The organism is Cellulomonas soli (assembly GCF_013409305.1).
In the GTDB taxonomy this organism is placed as follows: Bacteria; Actinomycetota; Actinomycetes; order Actinomycetales; family Cellulomonadaceae; genus Cellulomonas; species Cellulomonas soli.
Genome location: NZ_JACBZJ010000001.1, coordinates 207,086 through 227,882 on the forward strand (window position 1 = coordinate 207,086; position 20,797 = coordinate 227,882).

Here is a 20,797-nt window from a genome sequence, read left to right on the forward strand (position 1 = left end):
GCATGCGCCGACACCCCAGGCGCGACACCGGGCCCGAACTCGCTCTTCGGCGGCGCCTGCACGCCGCGGGGTACCGGTATCGCGTGGTCTACCCGGTCCCGGGGTACCCGCGGCGATCCATCGACATCGCCTTCACCCGAGCAAAGGTCGCGGTCTTCGTTGACGGATGCTTCTGGCACGGATGTTCAACGCATCGCCAAGTCCCGGCTACCAACACAGCGTGGTGGGCAGAGAAGCTAAGCGCGAACCGGGCCCGCGACGAGGGCACAACTGCCCACCTTATGGAACTCGGCTGGACGGTCCTGCGGTTCTGGGAACACACAGCGCCCGACGATGCGTTCGCCGCGATCACCCACGCCCTCGGCACATCCCTGCCCGCTCAGAGGCAGTCCGCCGAGCGGTCAGATCCGCCGAACCTCGTTGAGTAGTTCGTCGTAGTCCCGCAGGCGGCGCTGGGCGCACAACCGCTCGAACGTCTCGAGCGGAGGCCAACGCGCGGCTGTTGCCGCCGCTGCTTCTAGCCGCACCGCGTGTTCAAGCGCGGGAAGATCGAGGTGATAAACGCAGTCAACGGCGCCCGAGCCGTCCGCGAGGATCCGCAGCATCGCAGGCCGCGGCTCCATGGTGACCACGGCAAAATGGGGCATCCGCCCGCGGCGCTGCGAGACCAGTTTGGCTCCCTGGGACACACAATCCTGCGCACGATCAGTGCGGAGCGACCACTTGGCCGAGAGTGCGACCTCGAGCCGTGGCTTCCCAGCGCCCCCGGCACTCGCCACGGTCAGATCGATCCCGAGCAGCGACTCCTCAGCCGTGTCGCGGAGCAGAGCCGAGATCGCGTCCTGCTGCTTCAAAACCCGACCCGCAAGCGCTCGCGCCTTTCGGAGCGCGGAAGTTCGCTCGCGGCCCAAGGGCAACGCCTCGAGTGACTCAACCAGTGAGGCCAGGTCAGCGGGCGCCTTCCCAATTGCTTGCTTGAACGTCCTGAAGACCCCGAGGTGCTCGTACTGCTCGAACTCCGCCGCGGCACCTGAGCTCAATACCTGCAGGTCCGGCCGGAGCCGGGCAAGATCGGCGGCCACCGCCTTCTCAAGTGCCGCACCCGGGTCACTCGGCCCAGGGGCTCCTGTCGCAACGCCGAGTCGACCGAATAGTGCACGCCCGAGTCGAATAGACTGTTGGTCGTTATTGTCGGATGTATTCGGATTTCCGTTGATGGGCCGGTATCCGCAGAGGTCAGGGGCGAAGGAAGCTGGCACCCGCTCAGCATTGCAGCAATAGGGAGGCAGTGGGGCTGATCGCACACAAGAGTGGGATCCGGGCGTGAAGCGGCTGGCGCCGGGCAGCGGGTCCGACAGCGAAGTCACGTAGGTGCTGGACACGATCGACCGGCATCTCGGCGATGTGTCCCCCTAGGCGCCCAGGGGTCCGACGTCGGGCCAAGATGCCGGGCAGCTCGCGCTCCCTGGGGGTCCACCCAGGGTGATGGACTCGATCAGCGCGGCGGAAGGCAGTTCGTCGCCGCCGTTTGTCGGTCTGGTGAGCAAGTCGGCATCGGTGTGCGGGGTCCGGCGGGTCCGGCAAGGTCGTAGCTCGCTGGCCCATCTGCTCCTCGCCGACTCGCGGGTGACCGCGCCCCAGACGAGGCTCTCATACCAGGCGAGGCCGCTATCAACTGTCCGGCGCGGCAGACCGGCCGGCTCGAACAGCCTGTGTCGAGCTCGACCGCGGGCCAAGGACTTCCATGCGGAGCTCGTCCGTGCGAGCGAGCGTTGTGAGGCTGAACAGGTTGAAGCCAGCGCCGGGCGCGGCGAGGTTCCCCCACCCGCTGGGTGAGGCGACTCCCTACTCGGAAGACCCGAACCTCGGCGCACATGCCGATGCGCCGAGCCCAACGCCGAGAGTCGGGTCAGCCCAGTCTGCGGAAGATCTCCTCGGCCGCCCAGACTCCGCAGGTGACGCGAACGGAGTCACCCGTGCGGTCAGCGCCGCTCGGCAACCCGCGTCGCGCCTGCCAGTCGTGGCAGTTCACGCCTGATGCACTTGAACGAAACCGGCAACTGTCGCGAATCAAGGCCAGCGATCGCCTTGAGCAGCGCCTCCTGGGACTTGAGCGCACCTGCGCGATCAACCAGTAGTGCCGACTCAGTCCGATCCTGCAGCGAGATGCGGAAGTGGTCATATAGCCTCTCACGTGGCGCCGCAGCTGCAACGAGATCAATCTCAATCGCGAACCGAAAGCAGAAGAATCCGACCTCTTTCAGCGTCCGCATGGCCTCAGTGTGGTTGGAGTGCAACTGGCGAACAACCGCGTCTCGGGCCGCTCTCTTCGGAAACAAGTCATCCAGCAGCGTCCGAGACTTGGGTACCTCGCTATACTGTGGGTAGCCCCGCGAGTCCAAGCTGTCCTTCCGGCGATTCGCTGTCCGGTATGGCAGGAAGTAGTCTTTGTCGACGACGTACGCTGCACCGATTCCGAGCTGTTTGAGCAGATGATACATGTAGGGGATCGCCTCAACGCCGTCCAGCGCCACGAAACTGATTCCATTCTCGCCGGGCTCCACCCCCGCGTCAGACATCACTTGCTCAACCACGAGTGCGTCGATCGGACTCTCGGTGACCACGACGTAGTCCGCAAACAGAAAATCCGAGTTTCGACGTCGGTGGAACTTGTAGTATTTCTCGCGATCCAGTCCGCGCTCCGCGAAGAAGTCATCGCGGATCTGGGAGATTTGGATCTCCAGGTCGCGGGACTTCCCAGGGACTCGCCTACAGAGAACGACATCGTCGTGGTCGAGTAGGTCGACGATCGTTGGCGAGTGGGTCGTGAAGACAACCTGAAGCCCTAGCCTTGCTAGGTTCCGCATCAGTTGCTGCTGCGCTTGGGGATGCAGGTTCTGCTCCGGCTCCTCGAACCCGAGCAGGTAGGTCGTGCTTTCGAGCTCCGCGAGATATGCGTAGAGCGCGAACACCGCCATGCTCTGTGTGCCGCTTCCGCTGTCCGATAGCGGGATTGACTGCCCGCCTTCGCATACCGTGAGCGCGAGATTCTGGAGGAGCAACCGGTAGTCCGGGGGCGTGGTGTACTTCAGTTCGAATCGAAATGGTCCGCTAAAGGGAGCGATCTTCTGGAGTTGACGTTCTAAGCCCGCAAGTGACCGCTTCTGGAGAGTCGAGGCAACCTGTGCGATCTGAGGGCTCCGACGGTCTCTTTGGCTGTGATTTGTCACCCATTCCTCGACTGCCCTCTCAAGCAGGCCCCCGGCGGGATCGTGGGCAACCTGGTGGTCTCGACGCACCGGGACGAGCGCGAACGTGAAGTGCTTGCGAAGAGCCTCATGAAATCCCTGCGGCATTGCCTGCCAGCGACCTTCAGACCAGCACTCCCACTTCTCTTGACGCCTGAACTTCAGGCGCGCACGCACCTCGTCGCCACCCTGCTCGACGGTCGGAAGGTCAGCCCCGAAGAGGCCGGTGAGGGTGACCTCAATAACCGACTGAGACGTCTTGGTGAAGTCGTGACGGCGGGCCTCAAAATCGCCGCGCTCACGCTCAAAATTGAAGAACGCATTCAGCGCGCGCAAGACGGATGACTTGCCAGCGCCATTCTGACCGACCAGCGCCACCATCTCGCCAAACTCGATGTCCGCGCTGCCTATCGCGCGGAACTTCTCGATCTTGAGCCTGGACAGGCGGACTTTTGACGAAGTCCCTTGCAGCTTACTCAACGCCTCACCAATTCCTAGTCGTCGGGGAACTGCTCGCTCCAGCATCGACGGTCGGCCACCAGAGGATCACTCGGGGCAACGTCGCATAGCTGGCATCTCTGTCGGGCACCGTTCCGGCTGAGTTGATGATGCGCAAGTTCGTCCTGCCCTCGTTTGAGGTGGGTCGGTCGACTCAGCATCGACCAGACGGTCGACCGTCTTGAGCGGCGGACACGATCGAACGACCCGTGGGTACGCGGCGAAGGCTAGAGCTCGATCGCAGTCAAGTGCGCCTTCGGCCTCCTCTTGGAGGGCGTTCCGCGCTGAACATGCGAACCGTGCCTCAGGGCCGGTGGTGCCAGATGAGTCAAGCGATCTGCAACCTCCGTTGTCGCAGCGCGGCACAGCGCACCTCGCCACCGCCGCCTGGTGGGGAGCACCGTCGCGTCTAGCTCCGCCTCGCGCGCACCTGCCGTCGAGGGGAGGTGATCGGCATGGGACGACGGGACCTGATGCGCCGGGAACGGGCGAAGTTGGCGGTGGCTGAAGTGCGCGACGCGGCGGCGTCAGGTCCGGCAGCACCTCTGCCGGCGTGGCTGGGCACCGGTGCGACGTTCGCATCGTCGGAGCCGACCTGGGCGAGGTCGGCACCGGCGCGAGTGGCATCGACACCGAAGCCGCTACCAGCGCCGCGACGTCCGCGAGACCGACACAAGGTCAGCCGCCGGCCGGCGCACCCGCCGTTCGAGTCCGCTCCCCTGCGCGAACTCGTCCGGCGGCGCAACGAGGCTCGAGCAGCCGTGCAGGCGCTCGACACCGAGATCGCCGACGAGGTCGAGCGGGCGCGCGCGTCGAGCGTCCCGTGGACCGACATCGCGCGGTGCCTGGCGATCACCCGGCAGGGTGCGCGTCAGCGGTACGGCCCCGGCGGCACACACGCCCGCCCCGTGCGGACGTGGTCCACAGATCACCGGTAGGGCGTTGCGGCGTCGTCCGCGACGCGGCGCGATGAGGACGGGAGGGAGCAACGATGCCCATCGAATACACGGCGGCTACCCCGCAGGAGATCGCGGAGTCGTTCGGCATCTCGGTCGAGTGGGTGCGCGAGCAGGCGCGGCGCGGTCGGGTGCCGCATCTGAAGTTCGGGCGGGGCAAGATCCGTTTCCTGCCTGAGCACGTCGACGCGCTCGTACGGCTCGCGACGGTCGAGGGCGTCGACCCCGAGGAGGAGCCGCCGGTTGAGGCCTCGGTCGACCTCGGTGCGCTCGGGGCCACGGTCCGCTCGATCCGCGCGCACCAGCGCCGCCCGCACGTGCAGGGCGACCCGCAAGTGTTCTGACGGCCGGGCGGCACAGAGTGTCGCTTCTGGGCGAATCTGGGGCGTTCAGGACTGCGGTGAGGCTGTCGATGCACTGGCATGGTGACGACCAGCGGCGAGGCGGTCCCCGGCCCCAAGACGATGCGTCTGCGCTACGCCGGCACATGCCGCGCGTGCGGGACGGCGCTGACGGCCGGGACCACAGGCGTCTACGACCGGAGCACGAAGTCGGTCACGTGCGTGCAGTGCCCGGCACCCGCGCCGCTCGAGACGGCGCCGGAGGACGCTGCCGGTGAGTCCTCTCCCCTGCCACCCGCCCAGGTCGCAGCCGGTGCGGCGGGTAGCTCGGCGCGCCGAGAGTACGAGCGTCGCAGCGCGGCTCGCGAGAAGCGCGTTCGCGACGCGCACCCGCGGATCGGCGGCTTCCTCCTCGCGATCTCCGAGGAGCCGCAGAGCACGACCGCGTGGGCGCGCGGCGCCAAGGGCGAGGAGGTGCTCGGGCGCGGCCTGGACTCCCTCGCCGACAAGGGCGTCCGCATGCTGCACGACCGTCGGATCCCCCACACCCGGGCCAACATCGACCACATCGCCGTGGCCCCCGCAGGCGTCTACGTCATCGACGCCAAGCGCTACGCCGGGCGACGCCCCACGCTGCGGGTCGAGGGCGGCATCATCCGCCCGCGCACGTCCCGGCTCGTCATCGGCTCCCGCGACGGCACCAAGCTCGTCGAGGGCGTGCACAAGCAGGTCGGGCTCGTCCTGGACGCACTCGCCGCCGCCGGTCTCGAAGACGTCCCTGTGCGCGGGATGCTCTGCTTCGTCGACGCCGACTGGCCACTGTTCGGCGGCTCGTTCCAGATCGACGCCGTCGACGTCCTCTGGCCGAGGAAGGCCTACGAACGGCTGACCGCCCAAGGCGCGCTCGCGCCGACGTCAGTCGACGAGATCCATCGCCGCCTCGCGCAAGCATTCCCAATCGCCTGACGACCGGCCAGTGAAGGCTCTCGCGATACACCACGCCGATAGACACAGTGATGACGGGGACGCCGATTCGCCGTCGCCGGTGAGTCGCGGCGCTTTGGAGCAGCCGTCCGTGCTTGAGGACACCGCAGTTATGACCGATACGACTGTATGAGCGAGGGGCGCGTTCGAGTCGGGCGCCGCCACCCGGAGGTCACGACGGCCCAGGTCTTTGCTCGTGACACTCGATTGCCGGATGAGGCGCCGCTGATCTACCTCGGCCAGGCACAGGCGGACGCCTTCCGCGACGACGCGCGTGAGGGGCGACTCGTCTGTCCGATCGGCGACTGCGATGACCGCCGACTCATCGTGCGCGCGGGCTCGAGGCGAGATCACTTCGCCCACAGGCACGGAGCGGGTCGGCACGCTGCCGAGACGATCCAGCACCACACGGCCAAGAACTTGGTGGGCATGTGGCTGCGCACCCGATACCCGACGGCGCACATCGACGTGGACACGATCGAGCTTGAGAACGGGCGACGCCCGGATGTCCTCCTGAGGCTCCTGGACGGGCAGCGAGTCGGGTACGAGGTCCAGTTCGCCGCCCTGACAGAAGAGAGTTGGGCGGCGCGGCACGCCGACTACGAAGCGGCCGGCGTTCGCGACGTGTGGCTCTTCGGCGGGCGCCGCTACGACCGGGTCGGACGAGGGCACGCCGTGGACGACCGCACCCGGGCCCTGCCTCCGGTCTTCGAGGCCGTCCTCGCACGGCGGCACCCGATGCTCCTCATTGACCCGTCGGCGGGCACCGTTGCGTTCGGCGACGGGCCTGCTGTCACCCAGCGCCTGCAGGCGCGCGGCACCCATCCCGAGAGGCTGCTGCACGGGCAGGCGATCGTCGAGACCCGGTGGCCCATCGCGAATGCCCGGGCGGCGTCCGGCGTCATCGACCTGCCGGGACTCCGGGCGCAGATGACCAATGCGGACGACGAACATCATCGCCTGTGGCTCGAAGTGAGCGCTCGCGCGAAGAGCGCGCAAGCGGAACGCGCCGCCGCGCTGCACGCCGAGTGGCTGGAAGCCGCTGCACGCCGGGAGGTCCGCGAGCAGCGAGCCCGGGAACGCCGAGCTGTATGGCGCCCGGCCCGCGCCACGACGCCTCCCGCTGCGGTGCCCGTTCCTCGGCCCCGGGTGCACACGGAGCAGGCTGCGGCGCGGCAGACCAGCCTGTGGAGTGCCGGGGCGTTGAGGCCGGAACCCGTCCGGCGAGGCGCGCTCGAAGTCGAGCGCCAGCATCCCGAGTACGGACAATGGGCGGCAATCCAGTCGTGGGCAGCTGTCAGCGCGCTGCCTGACGACCTCCGCCGAACGGCGATGGCGTGCGCCTATGTGGCGACAGTGCTCTCCGTCGCTGGCCCCATCGCCGACCTCCCGCTCCAGGGTCTCGGCGAAACCGACCAGGGCGAGGTGCTCGCTGCGCTCGTTGCCGACGACTGGATCTCGCTCGAGACCCGCGGCGGGGTCGAACGTTGGCGTGCGATGAACGAACCAGCTGACTGATTCCCGGCACACGACCACGAGCACGCGGCCATCCTGTGGCCGTGTGCATATGCCGGACCTGTGGATGCCGCCCTCGCCCTACACCTTGCCGATAGACCGAGCGATGACGCCGCCCTCGTCACCCTCGGCGACCGATAGACGGCGCGATGACGCGCTGCCCGCCGCCCGTCACTGTGGCGGCACGACCAGCCCGCTCATCGCCCGCCCTGCCGCAGCCGCCGCGGCGGACTGCTGGTCGGGCATCAGGTGCGCGTACGTCTCGGTGGTGGTGTGGATGGACTCGTGCCCGAGCCGGCGCTGCAGCACGAACAGGTCGACGCCGGCGGCGATCATCCACGAGGCGTGGGTGTGCCGCAGGTCGTGCACGCGGGGGCGTTTGGTCAGCCGGGGTGCGGCCAGGTCGGGGGTGCCGTCGGGCAGCAGGGGGTTGGTGGCGGCGTTCAGCGCGGGGGTCCAGGTGGTGGTCCAGAACCGGGAGGACGAGAGCTGGTGGCCGATGGTGTTGGGGAACACGAGGTCGCCGGGGGTCTTGGTGGCGATGAGGGGACGGAGCACGGTGACCAGGTCGTCGGGCAGGGAGACGGTGCGGCGGGCGCGCTTGGTCTTGGGGGGTCCGACGTACCAGTGGCGGGCCTCGTCGCGCTTCCACGCCTTGGTGACGCGCACGGTGGCGGGCGTCGAGGTGAGGTCGAGGTCGGCGACGGTGAGGGCGGTGGCCTCGCCCCAGCGCAGGCCGGTGGCGACCAGCAGCAGCACGAGCGACTGGTAGAACGCGGGGATCTTGGACAGCAGCAGCGCGAACTCCTCGCGCGTGAGCACGGTCATCTCGTCGTGGGTGGCCTGCGACTTGGGCAGCTCGATGCCGACGCACGGGTTGTCGTCGCGGTAGCCCAGGCGCACGGCGGTGGACATCGCGGCGGAGAACAGGCCGTGCACGTTGGCGATCGTCTTGGGGGCGTAGCCGCGGTCCATCATCGAGCGCACCCAGCCGACCACGTGCCGGTAGCCGATGGCCTTGACCGAGTAGGCGCCCAGCACGGGCGAGATGTGCGAGGCGAGCTGCTGGCGGTAGTGGTGGCGGGTGTCGGCGCCGACGGAGGTGAGCAGCTCGATGTGCTCGGCGATGACGTCGTCGACCGTGGGTCCACGATGACGCACGCCGTCGGCGATCCGGGCGGCCTCCATGGCGTGACCGCCGGCGGCCTCGATGAGCTGGCGGGCCACCACGGCGTCGCGGTGGTCGTCGTAGGTGAGCGAGGTCTGGCGGCCCGTCACCGGGTCACGCCACAGCACCGCGAACGCGCGCGTGCCGTCACGGCGCCGACGTTCACGAATCGAGGCCATACGCCAGAAGGTAGCCATCGCAGTCAACGAATGGCTACCTTCTGGTCAACACGACCGGCATTGCTGCAGGTCACAGGGGTGGAGGTGGCGGGAATCGAACCCGCGTCCGATGACATGGAACCAGGACTTCTCCGTGTGCAGTCTGCTATTGATTTTCTCGGCCCCCGCTGTCACGCAGACAAGCAGCGGACGGGCCCAGTCAGCTAAAAGTCCCTGCAACCCCACTGACGAAGGTCACAAGCAGTGGCTCTCTAGATGACGCCAGTTACTGAGTCGAGAGCGTACTCAGGCTGACGGACTTCGAGGCTCGCTCAGGCGGCGAGGGCGAAGTCGGTGCGCTTGGAATCGGCACCTATAAGTTTGCGCGGATCGTTAACGAGATAACCGTGCGTTCTCGACACGCTTCTCCTGGCTCGACGACCACCGTCGAAACCGATCACCCCCTGTGCAGTTGTCAAACGCCTGCGCCCCGGTCACCCGGCGCGTCGGCGGTCTCAGACTACCTGCCCAACGCCGACGCGGTCTCCCTGATTCCCGGCTCGACGTCGAGGCGGAACCGGAACTGGCTGACCAGGCCGCGCAGCTCCTCGGCCAGGTCGACGAGCCCGGCGACGGCCTCGCGCGACTGCGCCGCACCGTCCCGGGTGGCGGTGGCCGCGGCCGCGACCGTCTCGATGCCGTCCGCGATCTGCGCGGTGCCGGTCGCGGCGTCGCCGATGCCGTGCGTCATCGTGGAGGCGGTCGCGGTCTGCTCCTCGACCGAGCTGGCGATGGTCGACTGGAACTCGTGGATCGAGTCGATGACCTCGCCGATCCCGGCGATCGCGCCGACGGCGATCTCGGTGTCCCGCTGGATCAGCTCGACCCGGTGGCTGACGTCCTCGGTGGCGGCGGCCGTCGCACGGGCCAGCTCCTTGACCTCCGCGGCCACGACGCCGAAGCCCTTGCCTGCCTCTCCCGCCCGGGCTGCCTCGATGGTGGCGTTGAGGGCCAGCAGGTTCGTCTGCTCGGCGATCTTCGCGATCGTGCGGGCCACCTCACCGATCGCGCGGCTGGACTCCCCCAGCTGCGCCACGGTCTCGTTCGCGCCGGTGGCCGCAGCCACGGCCTCCCCGGCCACCCGGGCGGCCTCGGCGGCGTTGCGGGCGATCTCGGCGATGGACGCCTCCATCTCCTCGGTGCTCGCGGCCACGCCCTGCGTGCTGCGCGAGACCTGCTCGGCGGCGTCGGCCAGCGCACCGGACTGGGTCTGGGCGTCGACGGCCTGCTGGGCGATGTGCTCGGCCGTCTGCGACAGCCGCGCCGCTCCCCCGGCCAGGGCCTGCGCGGAGCCGTCGATCGTGCCGACCATCGTGCGCAGCCGTTCGACCGCGGTGTCGATGGCCGCACCGATGCGCCCCACCTCGTCGGTCGACGTCAGGCCGGCCTCGACCGTCAGGTCGCCGTCGGCTAGCCCGTCGCAGACCGCCCGGATGCGCCGCAGCGGACCGATCACGGAGCGTGCCGCCGCGACACCCAGGCCCGCGCCGGCGGCCAGACCGACCACGACGAGGGCGATCACCAGCAGGCGGCTCGTCGTCGCGTCCGACTGGGCGCTCGCGATCGCGTCCTTGGCGGCGCCCTTCTCCAGCTCGACGAGCGTCGTGAGCGCGGTGTTCATCTGCACGGTCGGTGCCGTGACCTTGCCGTCGCGCAGCGTGCGCCACACGTCCAGGTCCCCGCGTTCGGCGGCCGGCATGAGGGTGTCGTCGCGCAGCGTGCGGTACTCCTCGAGCGCGGTGGCGTAGTCCTGCGCGGCGGTGAGCTGCTCGCCCTGCGCACCCGCCTCGTACTCGGCCACGGCGTCGTCGATCTGCCCGTCCAGGTCGACCACCAGCGTGGCGTAGCGGCGGAAGTCGTCGGCGTCGGAGGCGAGCGCATGGCTGGAGACGGCCCCGCGCATCTCCACCGTGAGCCGGCGGATCGTGGCCACGCTCTCCACACCGATCAGGTGCTCGGAGTAGATGTCCTCGGTCGCCGTGTTCGCCGACTGCAGGGCCACGAGCCCGGCGACACCGATCCCGACCGACGCGAGCGATCCGACGACGACCGCCCCGAGGATCCGGCCCCGGACTCCGACACGGGGGCGATGCGGGCGTGCAACGGCAGGGACCAGCTTCATCGCGGCAACTCCTCGTGCAGGGCGGTGCCTTCCTTGGCCTCCGCTCGACCGCTTGATCGGCAGCCGTCCACCCCGACTTGAGGAGTCCCCGCGGACCCGTTCGAGTGAGCCTTACCGCGCGGTAACGGTTCACTGACCTGCGAGGACGTCCCGCAGGTCGTAGCTGACCGGTTCCTCCAGCTGTGCGTACGTGCACGAGGCCGGGTCACGGTCCGGACGCCACCGGCGCAGCTGCGTCGTGTGCCGGAACCGGTCACCCTCGAGATGGTCGTACGCCACCTCCGCGACCAGCTCGGGGCGCAGCGGCACGAACGAGAGGTCCTTGCCGCGCGCCCACCGCGACTGCTCGGCCTCCCGCGGCGTACGGCCCGCGGCCTGCTCGCCCCACGGGTGCTCGTCCAGGCTCGTCACCATCGGCGCGAGCTCGCTCACCATCGCCCGACGCACCGCCATCGGGAACGACGCCGCGACTCCGACCGCAGCGAGCACCCCGTCGTCCGTGAACAGCCCCAGCAGCAGCGAGCCGACCGCGTCCGGGCCCGAGGCGTGCGGACGGTACCCGGCGACCACGCAGTCCGCCGTGCGCTCGTGCTTGATCTTCGCCATCACCCGCTTGCCCGGCTGGTACGTCGAGGCCGGGTCCTTCGCGACCACACCGTCCAGACCCGCGCCCTCGAACTGCGCGAACCACCGCTGCGCCTCGGCCGGGTCAGCCGTCTGCGGCGTGACGTGCACCGGACCGCCCGGCACCACCATCCCGTTCAGCAGCGTGCGCCGCTCGGCGAACGGCAGCCCCCTGACGTCCTGACCCCCGGCCGCGAGCACGTCGAACAGCACCAGCAGCGCCGGCGTCTCCTGCGCGAGCAGCCGCACCCGGGACTCGGCCGGGTGCACGCGGGCCAGCAGCGCGTCCCAGTCCAGCCCGCCGCTCGTCGACGACGGCACCACGATCTCCCCGTCGACGACACACCGCTGCGGCAGGTGCGCCCGCACCGCGTCGACGACCTCCGGGAAGTACCGCTGCAACGACTTGGTGCTCCGCGAGCCGATCTCGACCTCGTCGACGTCCCGGAAGACGACCGCGCGGAACCCGTCCCACTTCGGCTCGTACAGCCGGCCGGCGGGGATCGTCGGGACGGACGTGGCCAGCATCGGGTCGACCGGCGGCATGACGGGCAGGTCCATCGCGCCAGTCTGGCCGGGACCCGACGACCCGGCCAGCGCACGCACGCGGCACCCGCGAACGACCCCCCTGCCGCTCAGCCGAAGGCGATCACCAGGCGACCGTCACCAGCCGCCGCCGCCACCACCGCCGACACCGCCGCCGGAGAAGCCCCCCGAGAACCCCGAACCGCCCGACGACCCGGGCGTCGGCGCCGTCAACGAGCTCGTCGCCGTCGTCGTGAAGCGGTCCATCGACCCCGCGAACGACGTCATCCACAACGGCCCCGGGCCGATGTGCGTGCCCATGTACCAGGTCGGCTGCGGCAGCACCGCCCCGCGCGCCGCCAGCTCGGAGAACACCCGGGCCCACCGGTCCGTCAGCCCGAACGCGATCGCGAACGGCAGGTACCGGCTGAAGATGTCGACACCCTCCTCGAAGCGGATCTGCTCCGCCTCCGCCGTGGCCAGGTACCGACGGAAGCCCAGCGCCTGCGCCAGCACCGCCGTCCCGGCCGGCGTGCGCGCCGGAGCCGCCTTCGCGCTCAGCATCACGACGACACCCACCACGACGACGGCGATGCCCAACCACGCCGCACCGGGCACCTGCACCGGAACCCCCGCCGTCGCGATGGTCAGCAGCACCCCCGGCACCAGGAACAGGAAGCCCGCGACCAACCAGCGCCGGCGCACCGCCTTCGGGTCGGCGGTGAACCACCCCACGGCCGTCACGTGCTTGTACAGCAGGTCCTGGACCTTCGACATCGACGAGGCGAACGTCGTACGCAGGTCGGAGAGCTTCACGGCCGCGCGACCCTCGAAGACCTCTGCGAGCAGCGTCGCCTCGAACGGCAGCAGCTCCGGGCCCGACTCGCGCAGCCGCACGAGGGTCCAGTCCTTGACCTTCTTCTTCGGGTTCGAGCGCGGGACCTCCTCGATGCGCAGGTACCCGCGCACCGCCAGGTCCACCAGCGTGGCCGTCACGTCGACCGGGTCGGCCACCTCGTCGACCAGGGTGCCGACCTCACCGGCACGCACGTCGTCCGGCGGCGTGAACTGCACGGACACCGGCTCGCGCCCGTCCCGGAACCCCGTCGCGACCGCCTGGCCGGGCGCCGGGTGCAGCCCCGGCGTCAGGCCCAGGTACGCCTGGTCGCGCCCGTGGCGCCGCACCCGCCGGATCACCAGGAACGTCCCGACCGCAGCCACCACCAGGGAGACACCGCCCAGCGGCGTGACCGGACGCAGCGGCATCAGCTCGTCGTACGCCGGACCGAGGATCGGTGCCGCGTCGTACGTCCCGCCCGGCCAGCCCGTCACCACCGTGAACGAGTCGCCCGCCTGGACCGTGCCCTGCCGGAACACCCCCGCGCCGTCGACCACCGAGGCCGAGTCGCACGGCGTCGTCGACCCCGATGGCCCCACGAAGCAGACCGCACCCTCGGCCGCGACCGGGCCCGTGACCTGCACGCTCAACCCCGAGATCGGGATGTCCCACGAGCCGATGACGTCCCAGTACAGCTCGTCGCCCGAGTGCTGCTCGTTCGCCGGGTTCACCCAGCCGTCGACCGTGTACGCGATCCGGTACGTCTGCACGCCCTGCACGTCGTCGACGTCCTCGTCGCCCACCCGGATCGTCATCACCCGGTTGTCGTCCGAGACGTCCAGGTTCGCCGGGGCGCCCGTGCTGCTCGACGCCGTCACGTCCGTGATCTCGTACAGCCGGTCCTGCCCGCTGTCCGTCCCCTGCCGGATCGGCAGCGTCAGGTACGGGCCGTGACCCGGGTCGTCACCGAAGTCGAAGTCGAGGTCCAGCACCACGTGCGCGACACCGTCGGTGTCCAGGTCGACCGTGACGTCGTAGCGGACGATCTCCCGCCCGCTCGTCACGTCCGGCACCGCCACGGGCGCTGCGGCCGGCACGGCCGCGCCCCCCACCACCGGCACGACGACCGGCGACGCCGGCGCCGACGCGCCGACCAGCAGGACGGCAGCCGCCGCACCCACCAGCGCACCGAGCACCCGGCGGGCGCGCGGGCCCGCCACCGACCGCAGCCGCGTCACCGGTCGCGCCGCTCGCGGATCGCCCGCTCGGACTCCAGGTTGTCCTGCCGTTCGCGCAACGCCTGCCGCTTGTCCCAGTCCTTCTTGCCGCGGGCGAGCGCGATCTCGACCTTCACGCGCCCGTCGAGGAAGTACAGCTGCAAAGGGACGATCGTCTGGCCCTTCTCGCGCGTCTTCGACTCCAGCCGCTCGATCTCCTCGCGGTGCAGCAGCAGCTTGCGCTTGCGCCGCGGCGCGTGGTTCGTCCAGGTGCCCTGCGCGTACTCGGAGATGTGCGCGCCCATCAGCCACGCCTCGCCGCCCTCGACCTCGCACCAGGAGTCGATCAGCGACGCCCGGCCGGCGCGCAACGCCTTCACCTCGGTGCCGCTGAGCACCAGGCCGGCCTCGAACACGTCCTCGATCGTGTAGTCGTGACGGGCCTTGCGGTTCGACGCCACGAGCTTGCGCCCCGCCTCCTTGGCCACGGCTCACGTCCTCCTTCGTCACGCACCGGGCGGCCTCGTGCCGTGGTGCAGGGGTGGGCGCCGGTGTCACGTCGCCGACCGTCGAGCCTACCGGCCCGCACCGGCGCGACCGAGAGCAATACCGACCCCGGCGTCGACGGGCTACAGGCCGAGCAGCGGGCGCGGGTTCACCGTCGCGCCGTTCACGTACACCTCGAAGTGCAGGTGGCAGGCAGCCGACGTCCCCGTGTTGCCCGAGTAGCCCAGCAGCTGCCCCTGCGAGACCGACTGCCCCGCGCTCACCACGAACGACGTCATGTGGTTGTAGCTGCTCATCAGGGAGTTGCCCCGGTAGAACCCGTGGTCGACCATCACCTGGTTGCCGAACCCGTACCGCGACTTGGCCCACACCACGGTGCCGTCGCGGCCCGCGTAGATCGGCGTCCCGCAGTACGTGCGCAGGTCGATCCCCGCGTGCAGACGCACGTACCCCAGGGTCGGGTGCAGGCGCATGCCGTACTCGGACGTCACGTAGATCGGGCTGATGCTCGTCGGGTTGCCGAACAGCGCACCGCTGACCGAACCCGTCGGCGCCTGGTTGGCCGAGTCGCGCGCCCGCTGCTCCGCGATGATCGCGTTCAGCTCGCTCTCCACCGCCGAGCGCTCCGCGTCGATCTTCGCCAGCTGCGCCTCGATGTCCGCCCGCTGGCTCTCCAGCGCCGCCTTCTTCGCGGTCTGCTGCGCGACCAGGTCGTCGATCGCCGCCTTCGCCGCGGTGGCCTCCTGCCGGGCGGCATCCGCCTCGGCGACCTTGGCGTCCGCCTCCGCCTTCAGCTCCGCGATCCGCTCCTTGACCGCGGTCAGGCGGGCCTGCGAGCTGCGGTTCGCCGACTCGATCGCGCTCAGCTCGTCGAGCACCTGCGACTGCGTGCGCAACGCGGTCGACAGCAGCCCGTAGCGCTGCACGAAGTCCTCGCTGCTCTCCGCCCCGAGCACCACGTCCAGACCCGAGGCGTCCGTCCCCGACTTGTAGGCCTCCCGGGCCATCTGCCCGATCGCCGCCCGGATCTGCGTGGCCCGGTCGTCGTCCTGCGCGATCGTCGTCACGACCGCCTGCTCCTCGTCCTGCGCCGCCTGCAGCCGGTCGGCGATCAGGGCCTGCTCACGCTGGGCCTTCGCCAGCGCCTCCGCGGCCGCATCCACACGCGCCTGCGCGGCCGGCAGCTGCGCCTCGACCGCGATCAGGTCCGCAGCGGCCTGCTGCGCCGCCCCGTCGAGCTCCTCGAGCTGGGCCTCGGCCGCCTCACGTGCGGCATCGGCCGCGTCCGCCCGCGCCTGCGCCGCCTCCCGCTTGTCGTCCAGGTCGTCCGCCCCGGCCGGGGACGCGACCGCCGCCGAACCGACCACCAGCAGGACCAGGAGGGCGGACAGCAGCCGCTTGCGCTTGGGCGTCATGTCAGACCTTCGTGTAGCGGCTCAGGGTCACCAGCGACGACACGGCCGCCAGGCCGATCGCCACCGCGAGCAGGATCGGCGCGATCGCCCACACGTCCGAGGCGTCCACGTACGGCACCCAGGTCAGCGAGCTGCCCAGCCACTCCTTGACGATGTACTCCACGCCCAGCCACAGACCGCCGATCGCCATCGCGGCACCGACCGTCGCCGCGATCGCCCCCTCGAGCATGAACGGCAGCTGGATGAACAGCGTCGAGGCGCCGACCAGCCGCATGATGCCCGTCTCCCGGCGACGGCTCAGCGCCGACAGCCGGATCGTCGTCGTGATCAGCAGCACCGCCGCGAGCAGCATCACCGCCGCCAGGCCACCGGCCAGCAGCGTCGCCCGGTTCAGCACGAGGAACAGCTGGTCGAACAACCGGCGCTGGTCCTGCACGTCCTCCACGCCCTGCCGCCCCGCCACCACGTCCGCAACCACCTGGTACTTCTGCGGGTCGGTCAGCTTGATGCGGAACGAGGAGTTCATGTCGTCGGCCGTCGTGGCCGCCGCCCAGAACTGGTCGCCGAACTGCTTCTGGAACGAGGTGAACGCCTCCTCCTTGGACTCGAAGAAGATGTCCTGGATGAAGGGCTTGATCTCCGGCGCGTCGAGCGCCGCCTGGATGTCCGCCTTCTGCGCCTCGGTGACCTCACCGCTCGCACACGTCGGCTCGGCCGAGTCGCGCGGGCAGAGGAAGACCGACACCTCGACCTTGTCGTACCAGTCGTCCTTCATCTTGCCGATCTGCGTCTGCAGCAGCGCGGCCGAACCGACGAATGTCAGGGACACGAAGGTCACGAGGATGACCGAGACGGTCATCGACAGGTTCCGGCGCAGGCCGATCCCGATCTCGGACAGGATGAACTGGAGTCGCACGTCCCGGCCCCCTCAGCGGTCCGAGCCGTACACGCCGCGCGACTGGTCGCGGACGAGCTCACCGGTCGACAGCTCGATCACGCGCTTGCGCATCTGGTCGACGATCTCGTCGTCGTGCGTGGCCATCACCACGGTCGTGCCCGTGCGGTTGATCCGGTCGAGCAGGCGCATGATCCCCAGGGAGGTCGTCGGGTCGAGGTTGCCGGTCGGCTCGTCGCACAGCAGGATCGGCGGCCGGTTCACGAACGCCCGCGCGATCGCCACGCGCTGCTGCTCACCACCGGACAGCTCGTGCGGGCGACGCTTCTCCTTGCCCGCCAGGCCCACCATCTCCAGCACGTCCGGCACGGTCGTCAGGATGTGGTGGCGCGGCTTGCCGATCACCTGCAGCGCGAACGCCACGTTCTCGAACACCGACTTGTTCGGCAGCAGCCGGAAGTCCTGGAACACCGCACCGATCTGCCGGCGCAGCTGCGGCACCTTCCAGCCCGACAGCGACCCGAGCTCCTTGCCCGCCACGAACACCTTGCCGGCCGTCGCCCGCTCCTCGCGCAGCACGAGCCGCAGGAAGGTCGACTTGCCGGAGCCGGACGCACCGACGAGGAACACGAACTCGCCGCGCTCGATGTCCAGGGACACACGGTCCAGGGCAGGCCGGGCGCCGCGCGCGTAGACCTTGGTGACGTTCTCGAGTCGGATCACTGCACTCTGGGCCAGGTCTCGGGATCAGGGCGGGTGCTGCTGCTGGCCTCGACGAGACTAGGCACCCGTTCGGAGCAGTCGGGCCGTGACACGCCGGTCCCCCGCCGGGTCACAGGAACCCCTGCTCACCGGTCGCCTCCCATATCGGGTCACAGCGGGCGCGAGCCCGCGGACGCGGACCCGGACCCGGGCCCGAACGGGGACAGGGACGCGGACTGGGGCTGGGACGCGCGCAGGATCAGGCGTCCGCGACCTGCTGCCCGCGACGCCAGCGGATGCCGGCCTCGAGGAACCCGTCGATGTCACCGTCGAACACCGCCGAGGTGTTGCCGACCTCGTACTCCGTGCGCAGGTCCTTGACCATCTGGTACGGGTGCAGCACGTACGAGCGCATCTGGTCGCCCCAGCTGGCCTTGATGTCGCCCGCCATGGCCTTCTTCGCCGCGTTCTCCTCGGCCTGACGCACGAGCAGCAGGCGCGACTGCAGCACGCGCAGGGCGGCCGCGCGGTTCTGGATCTGCGACTTCTCGTTCTGCATCGACACGACGATGCCCGTCGGGATATGCGTCATGCGCACCGCGGAGTCGGTCGTGTTGACCGACTGGCCACCCGGGCCCGACGAGCGGAACACGTCGACCTTGATCTCCGACTCGGGGATCTCGATCGAGTCGGTCTGCTCGATGAGCGGGATGACCTCGACCGCCGCGAACGACGTCTGGCGGCGACCCTGGTTGTCGAACGGCGAGATGCGCACCAGGCGGTGCGTGCCGGCCTCGACGGACAGGTGCCCGAACGCGTACGGCACCTTCACCTCGAACGTCGCCGACTTCAGGCCCGCCTCCTCCGCGTAGGAGGTGTCCAGCACCGACGTCGGGTAGCCGTGCCGCTCGGCCCAGCGCAGGTACATGCGCATGAGCATCTCGGCGAAGTCGGCGGCGTCGACGCCACCCGCACCCGAGCGGATCGTCACGACGGCCTCGCGCTGGTCGTACTCGCCCGCGAGCAGCGTGCGGACCTCGAGCTCACCGAGGTCCTTGCGGATCCCGAGCAGCTCGTTCTCGGCCTCGGCAAGGGTGTCGGCGTCGCCGCCGTCCTCGGTGGCCATCTCGACGAGCGTCTCGAGGTCGTCGATGCGCCCCCGCAGCTTCTGCACGCGGTCCAGCTCCGACTGCGCGGCCGACAGGGCGCTGGTGACCTTCTGCGCCGACTCGGGGTCGTCCCACAGGTCCGGCGCCGACGCCTGCTCGGAGAGCTCGGCGATCTTGGCGCGCAGGGCGGTCGGGTCGCTCACCGCCTGGATGGAGTCCAGGGTGGTGCGCAGATCACGGAGCTCGGCGGGGAAGTCGGTGGTGGCCACGACCGTCCAGGCTACCGGTCCGACGGCCCCGAACCCGCCTCAGGAGGCCCGTGCGGACGACTCGGCCTCGATCGTCACGCCGCCCGACCACGGCGCGAGCACCCAGCCGAGCAGCGGAGGACGTACGACCGCCGCGAGACGGACCGTCGCGGTGCGCCCGTCCGGCGTGCCCGCCTCGACCACGGCGAACTGCGCCCAGCGGGAGGTCTCGGCAGCGTCGGCGGCCACGTACCGGGCGACCTCGTCCTGCACCTGCGCGTCACGCAGCGGAAGGCCGTCGCCGACCAACCCCTGCCCGACACCGGCGCCGAAGTACTGCTCGCTCGACAACGCGTCCGCCGCGTCGAGCGCCGCCAGGTCGGCCAGCGCGACCAGTCTCTTGCGCTCCAGATGCACCCCGGTGGCCGACACCACGACGACCACGAGCATGAGGGCGACCGCGACGAACCCGATCGTCAGCAGCGTCACCTGCCCGTCGTCGCCCCGCAGCCGACGAGCGAGCGCGCCCCCGAGCCTCCGAGGCGTGGGCGCGCTCACGGCGCCGCCCGGTACGCGTCGACCGGGGCCGTCCGCTCCGCGCTCACGGGCACCTCGAGCGGCACCACCGAGCGCACGAAGGACGGCACGAACGGCAACGGCACCAACACCTGCACCCGGGCCACCGCCTCGCTGCCGGGCTCCAGGCACGGCACCGACGTGCACGTGAGGGTCAGCGCGTCCTCGGGGGCGTCGTCGAAGCCCTGATCCTCCAACGCGAGCCCGACCGAGGCGACCGCGCGTGCAGCGCCCTCGTCCGGCTCGTCCGCGACCACGTACGCCCGTGCCGCCGTCCGGGCTGCGCCCTCCACGGCGAACGTCGCCGCCTGCACACGCCCGAGAACCAGGACCAGGTACACCAGCGGCACGAGCAGCACCACCGACACCGCGAGGAACTCCAGCACGGCCGAGCCTTCGTCCTCAGCCTGGGCGAACCCCTCGCCCCGCAGACGGATCGCGCCGACCACGCGACGCAACCGCCCGGTCACGGACCCTCCACGAGGGCGTGGCCGACCACCGACAGCCTGCCCGCGGGCCCGATCAGCCCCACGACCGGCAGCGGCGCCGAGACCCGCACCTCGATCACGTCGAGCCCGTCGCGCGTGGTCCGCACGGCCGTGACGTCGTCCGCATACCCCGCCGACAGCGACTGCGAGACCAGCAGGCGCGTGCGCTCCACCCCGTCGTCCGCGGTCCGGCCCTGCACCGCCGCGTACCGGGCACCCTCCGCCGCGCAGTCGACGAGCGTGTTGCGCACGTGCTGGGCGAGCGTCAGCTGCAGCACCGCGACGAACAGCAGCGTCAGCAGGCCGCCGACGAGCGCGAAGTCGACGATCGCCGAACCCGCGTCGTCGGTCAGGGCGCGCCGGGGCCCGAGACCGAGGCGATCGCGTCCGTGAACACCTTCTGCAGTGCCGGTCCCGCCACGAGCCACAGGGCCGTGACCAGACCGGCGGTCATCAGCGTCACCAGAACCCAGCCGGGGACGTCGCCCCGCTCGCGGCCCTCCGCCGTGACGCGGTCTGCCAGGCGACGGCCGGCCAGGTGCACCCTCACGGGCAGTGCACGCAGTCGGGACAAGGTCATGAGGGTCCTCCTCGCAGGGGTGG

Annotated in this window: 19 protein-coding genes and 1 other RNA gene; 4 read left to right on the forward strand and 16 right to left on the reverse strand. The window is 70.2% G+C overall.

Annotated elements, in window-relative coordinates; genetic code table 11:
* Positions 1 to 2 precede the first annotated feature (2 nt).
* A complete protein-coding gene (locus BKA22_RS01015) occupies positions 3 to 428 on the forward strand; it encodes a very short patch repair endonuclease (protein ID WP_218866464.1) in 426 nt (141 codons plus the stop codon).
* Here the strand turns inward: BKA22_RS01015 and BKA22_RS01020 are convergent.
* Positions 402 to 1,082 (reverse strand): NgoMIV family type II restriction endonuclease, encoded by a 681-nt coding sequence (locus tag BKA22_RS01020; protein ID WP_218866466.1) that lies wholly within the window; start codon positions 1,080 to 1,082, stop codon positions 402 to 404. The genes BKA22_RS01015 and BKA22_RS01020 overlap by 27 nt on opposite strands.
* Positions 1,083 to 1,982: 900 nt before the next feature.
* A complete protein-coding gene (locus BKA22_RS01025) occupies positions 1,983 to 3,728 on the reverse strand; it encodes an ATP-dependent nuclease (protein WP_179561585.1) in 1,746 nt (581 codons plus the stop codon).
* Positions 3,729 to 4,737: 1,009 nt separating this feature from the next.
* Here BKA22_RS01025 and BKA22_RS01030 point away from each other — a divergent pair.
* From BKA22_RS01030 to BKA22_RS01040, 3 genes are all read left to right on the forward strand, one after another.
* A complete protein-coding gene (locus BKA22_RS01030) occupies positions 4,738 to 5,046 on the forward strand; it encodes a helix-turn-helix domain-containing protein (protein ID WP_146954788.1) in 309 nt (102 codons plus the stop codon).
* Positions 5,047 to 5,124: 78 nt separating this feature from the next.
* Positions 5,125 to 6,009 (forward strand): nuclease-related domain-containing protein, encoded by an 885-nt coding sequence (locus BKA22_RS01035; RefSeq protein WP_223203758.1) that lies wholly within the window; start codon positions 5,125 to 5,127, stop codon positions 6,007 to 6,009.
* Positions 6,010 to 6,156: 147 nt separating this feature from the next.
* Complete coding sequence (locus tag BKA22_RS01040) at positions 6,157 to 7,545, forward strand: competence protein CoiA family protein (protein WP_146954789.1); 1,389 nt, start codon at positions 6,157 to 6,159, stop codon at positions 7,543 to 7,545.
* 168 nt (positions 7,546 to 7,713) lie between these two features.
* Here the strand turns inward: BKA22_RS01040 and BKA22_RS01045 are convergent, their stop codons facing one another.
* The 14 genes from BKA22_RS01045 to BKA22_RS01110 form a co-directional block, all read right to left on the reverse strand.
* The gene (locus BKA22_RS01045; protein ID WP_179561586.1) at positions 7,714 to 8,889 is read right to left on the reverse strand and encodes a tyrosine-type recombinase/integrase; all 1,176 of its coding nucleotides are present in this window, start codon (positions 8,887 to 8,889) and stop codon (positions 7,714 to 7,716) included.
* A 76-nt stretch (positions 8,890 to 8,965) separates the two neighbouring features.
* Positions 8,966 to 9,333, reverse strand: a transfer-messenger RNA (tmRNA) gene (ssrA, locus tag BKA22_RS01050).
* 55 nt (positions 9,334 to 9,388) lie between these two features.
* Entirely contained in the window at positions 9,389 to 11,050 is a 1,662-nt protein-coding gene (locus BKA22_RS01055; protein ID WP_146954791.1) for a methyl-accepting chemotaxis protein, read from the reverse strand.
* A 129-nt stretch (positions 11,051 to 11,179) separates the two neighbouring features.
* Positions 11,180 to 12,235 (reverse strand): ATP-dependent DNA ligase, encoded by a 1,056-nt coding sequence (locus tag BKA22_RS01060; protein ID WP_146954792.1) that lies wholly within the window; start codon positions 12,233 to 12,235, stop codon positions 11,180 to 11,182.
* A gap of 102 nt (positions 12,236 to 12,337) precedes the next feature.
* Positions 12,338 to 14,275, reverse strand: a complete 1,938-nt coding sequence (locus BKA22_RS01065; RefSeq protein WP_146954793.1) for a DUF2207 domain-containing protein — start codon at positions 14,273 to 14,275, stop codon at positions 12,338 to 12,340.
* Positions 14,272 to 14,742 carry an SsrA-binding protein SmpB gene (gene smpB / locus BKA22_RS01070; RefSeq protein WP_146954794.1) on the reverse strand — a complete coding sequence of 157 codons (471 nt, stop codon included), beginning with the start codon at positions 14,740 to 14,742 and terminating at the stop codon, positions 14,272 to 14,274. The genes BKA22_RS01065 and smpB overlap by 4 nt, the downstream gene beginning before the upstream one ends.
* Before the next feature lie 141 nt (positions 14,743 to 14,883).
* Positions 14,884 to 16,176 (reverse strand): M23 family metallopeptidase, encoded by a 1,293-nt coding sequence (locus tag BKA22_RS01075; RefSeq protein WP_146954795.1) that lies wholly within the window; start codon positions 16,174 to 16,176, stop codon positions 14,884 to 14,886.
* A gap of 1 nt (position 16,177) precedes the next feature.
* Positions 16,178 to 17,092, reverse strand: coding sequence for a permease-like cell division protein FtsX (gene ftsX / locus BKA22_RS01080; RefSeq protein WP_146954796.1), 915 nt, complete (start codon positions 17,090 to 17,092; stop codon positions 16,178 to 16,180).
* A gap of 12 nt (positions 17,093 to 17,104) precedes the next feature.
* Entirely contained in the window at positions 17,105 to 17,794 is a 690-nt protein-coding gene (gene ftsE / locus BKA22_RS01085; protein ID WP_146954797.1) for a cell division ATP-binding protein FtsE, read from the reverse strand.
* Positions 17,795 to 18,032: 238 nt separating this feature from the next.
* The gene (gene prfB / locus BKA22_RS01090) at positions 18,033 to 19,151 is read right to left on the reverse strand and encodes a peptide chain release factor 2 (RefSeq protein ID WP_146954798.1); all 1,119 of its coding nucleotides are present in this window, start codon (positions 19,149 to 19,151) and stop codon (positions 18,033 to 18,035) included.
* 39 nt (positions 19,152 to 19,190) lie between these two features.
* The gene (locus tag BKA22_RS01095; protein ID WP_223203759.1) at positions 19,191 to 19,688 is read right to left on the reverse strand and encodes a pilus assembly protein TadG-related protein; all 498 of its coding nucleotides are present in this window, start codon (positions 19,686 to 19,688) and stop codon (positions 19,191 to 19,193) included.
* The gene (locus BKA22_RS01100) at positions 19,685 to 20,176 is read right to left on the reverse strand and encodes a pilus assembly protein (protein ID WP_307725909.1); all 492 of its coding nucleotides are present in this window, start codon (positions 20,174 to 20,176) and stop codon (positions 19,685 to 19,687) included. The genes BKA22_RS01095 and BKA22_RS01100 overlap by 4 nt, the downstream gene beginning before the upstream one ends.
* Complete coding sequence (locus BKA22_RS01105) at positions 20,173 to 20,547, reverse strand: TadE family protein (RefSeq protein ID WP_218866790.1); 375 nt, start codon at positions 20,545 to 20,547, stop codon at positions 20,173 to 20,175. Before BKA22_RS01105 ends, BKA22_RS01100 begins: the two co-directional genes overlap by 4 nt.
* Positions 20,544 to 20,774, reverse strand: coding sequence for a hypothetical protein (locus BKA22_RS01110; RefSeq protein ID WP_223203760.1), 231 nt, complete (start codon positions 20,772 to 20,774; stop codon positions 20,544 to 20,546). Before BKA22_RS01110 ends, BKA22_RS01105 begins: the two co-directional genes overlap by 4 nt.
* Between the last annotated feature and the right edge of the window lie 23 nt (positions 20,775 to 20,797).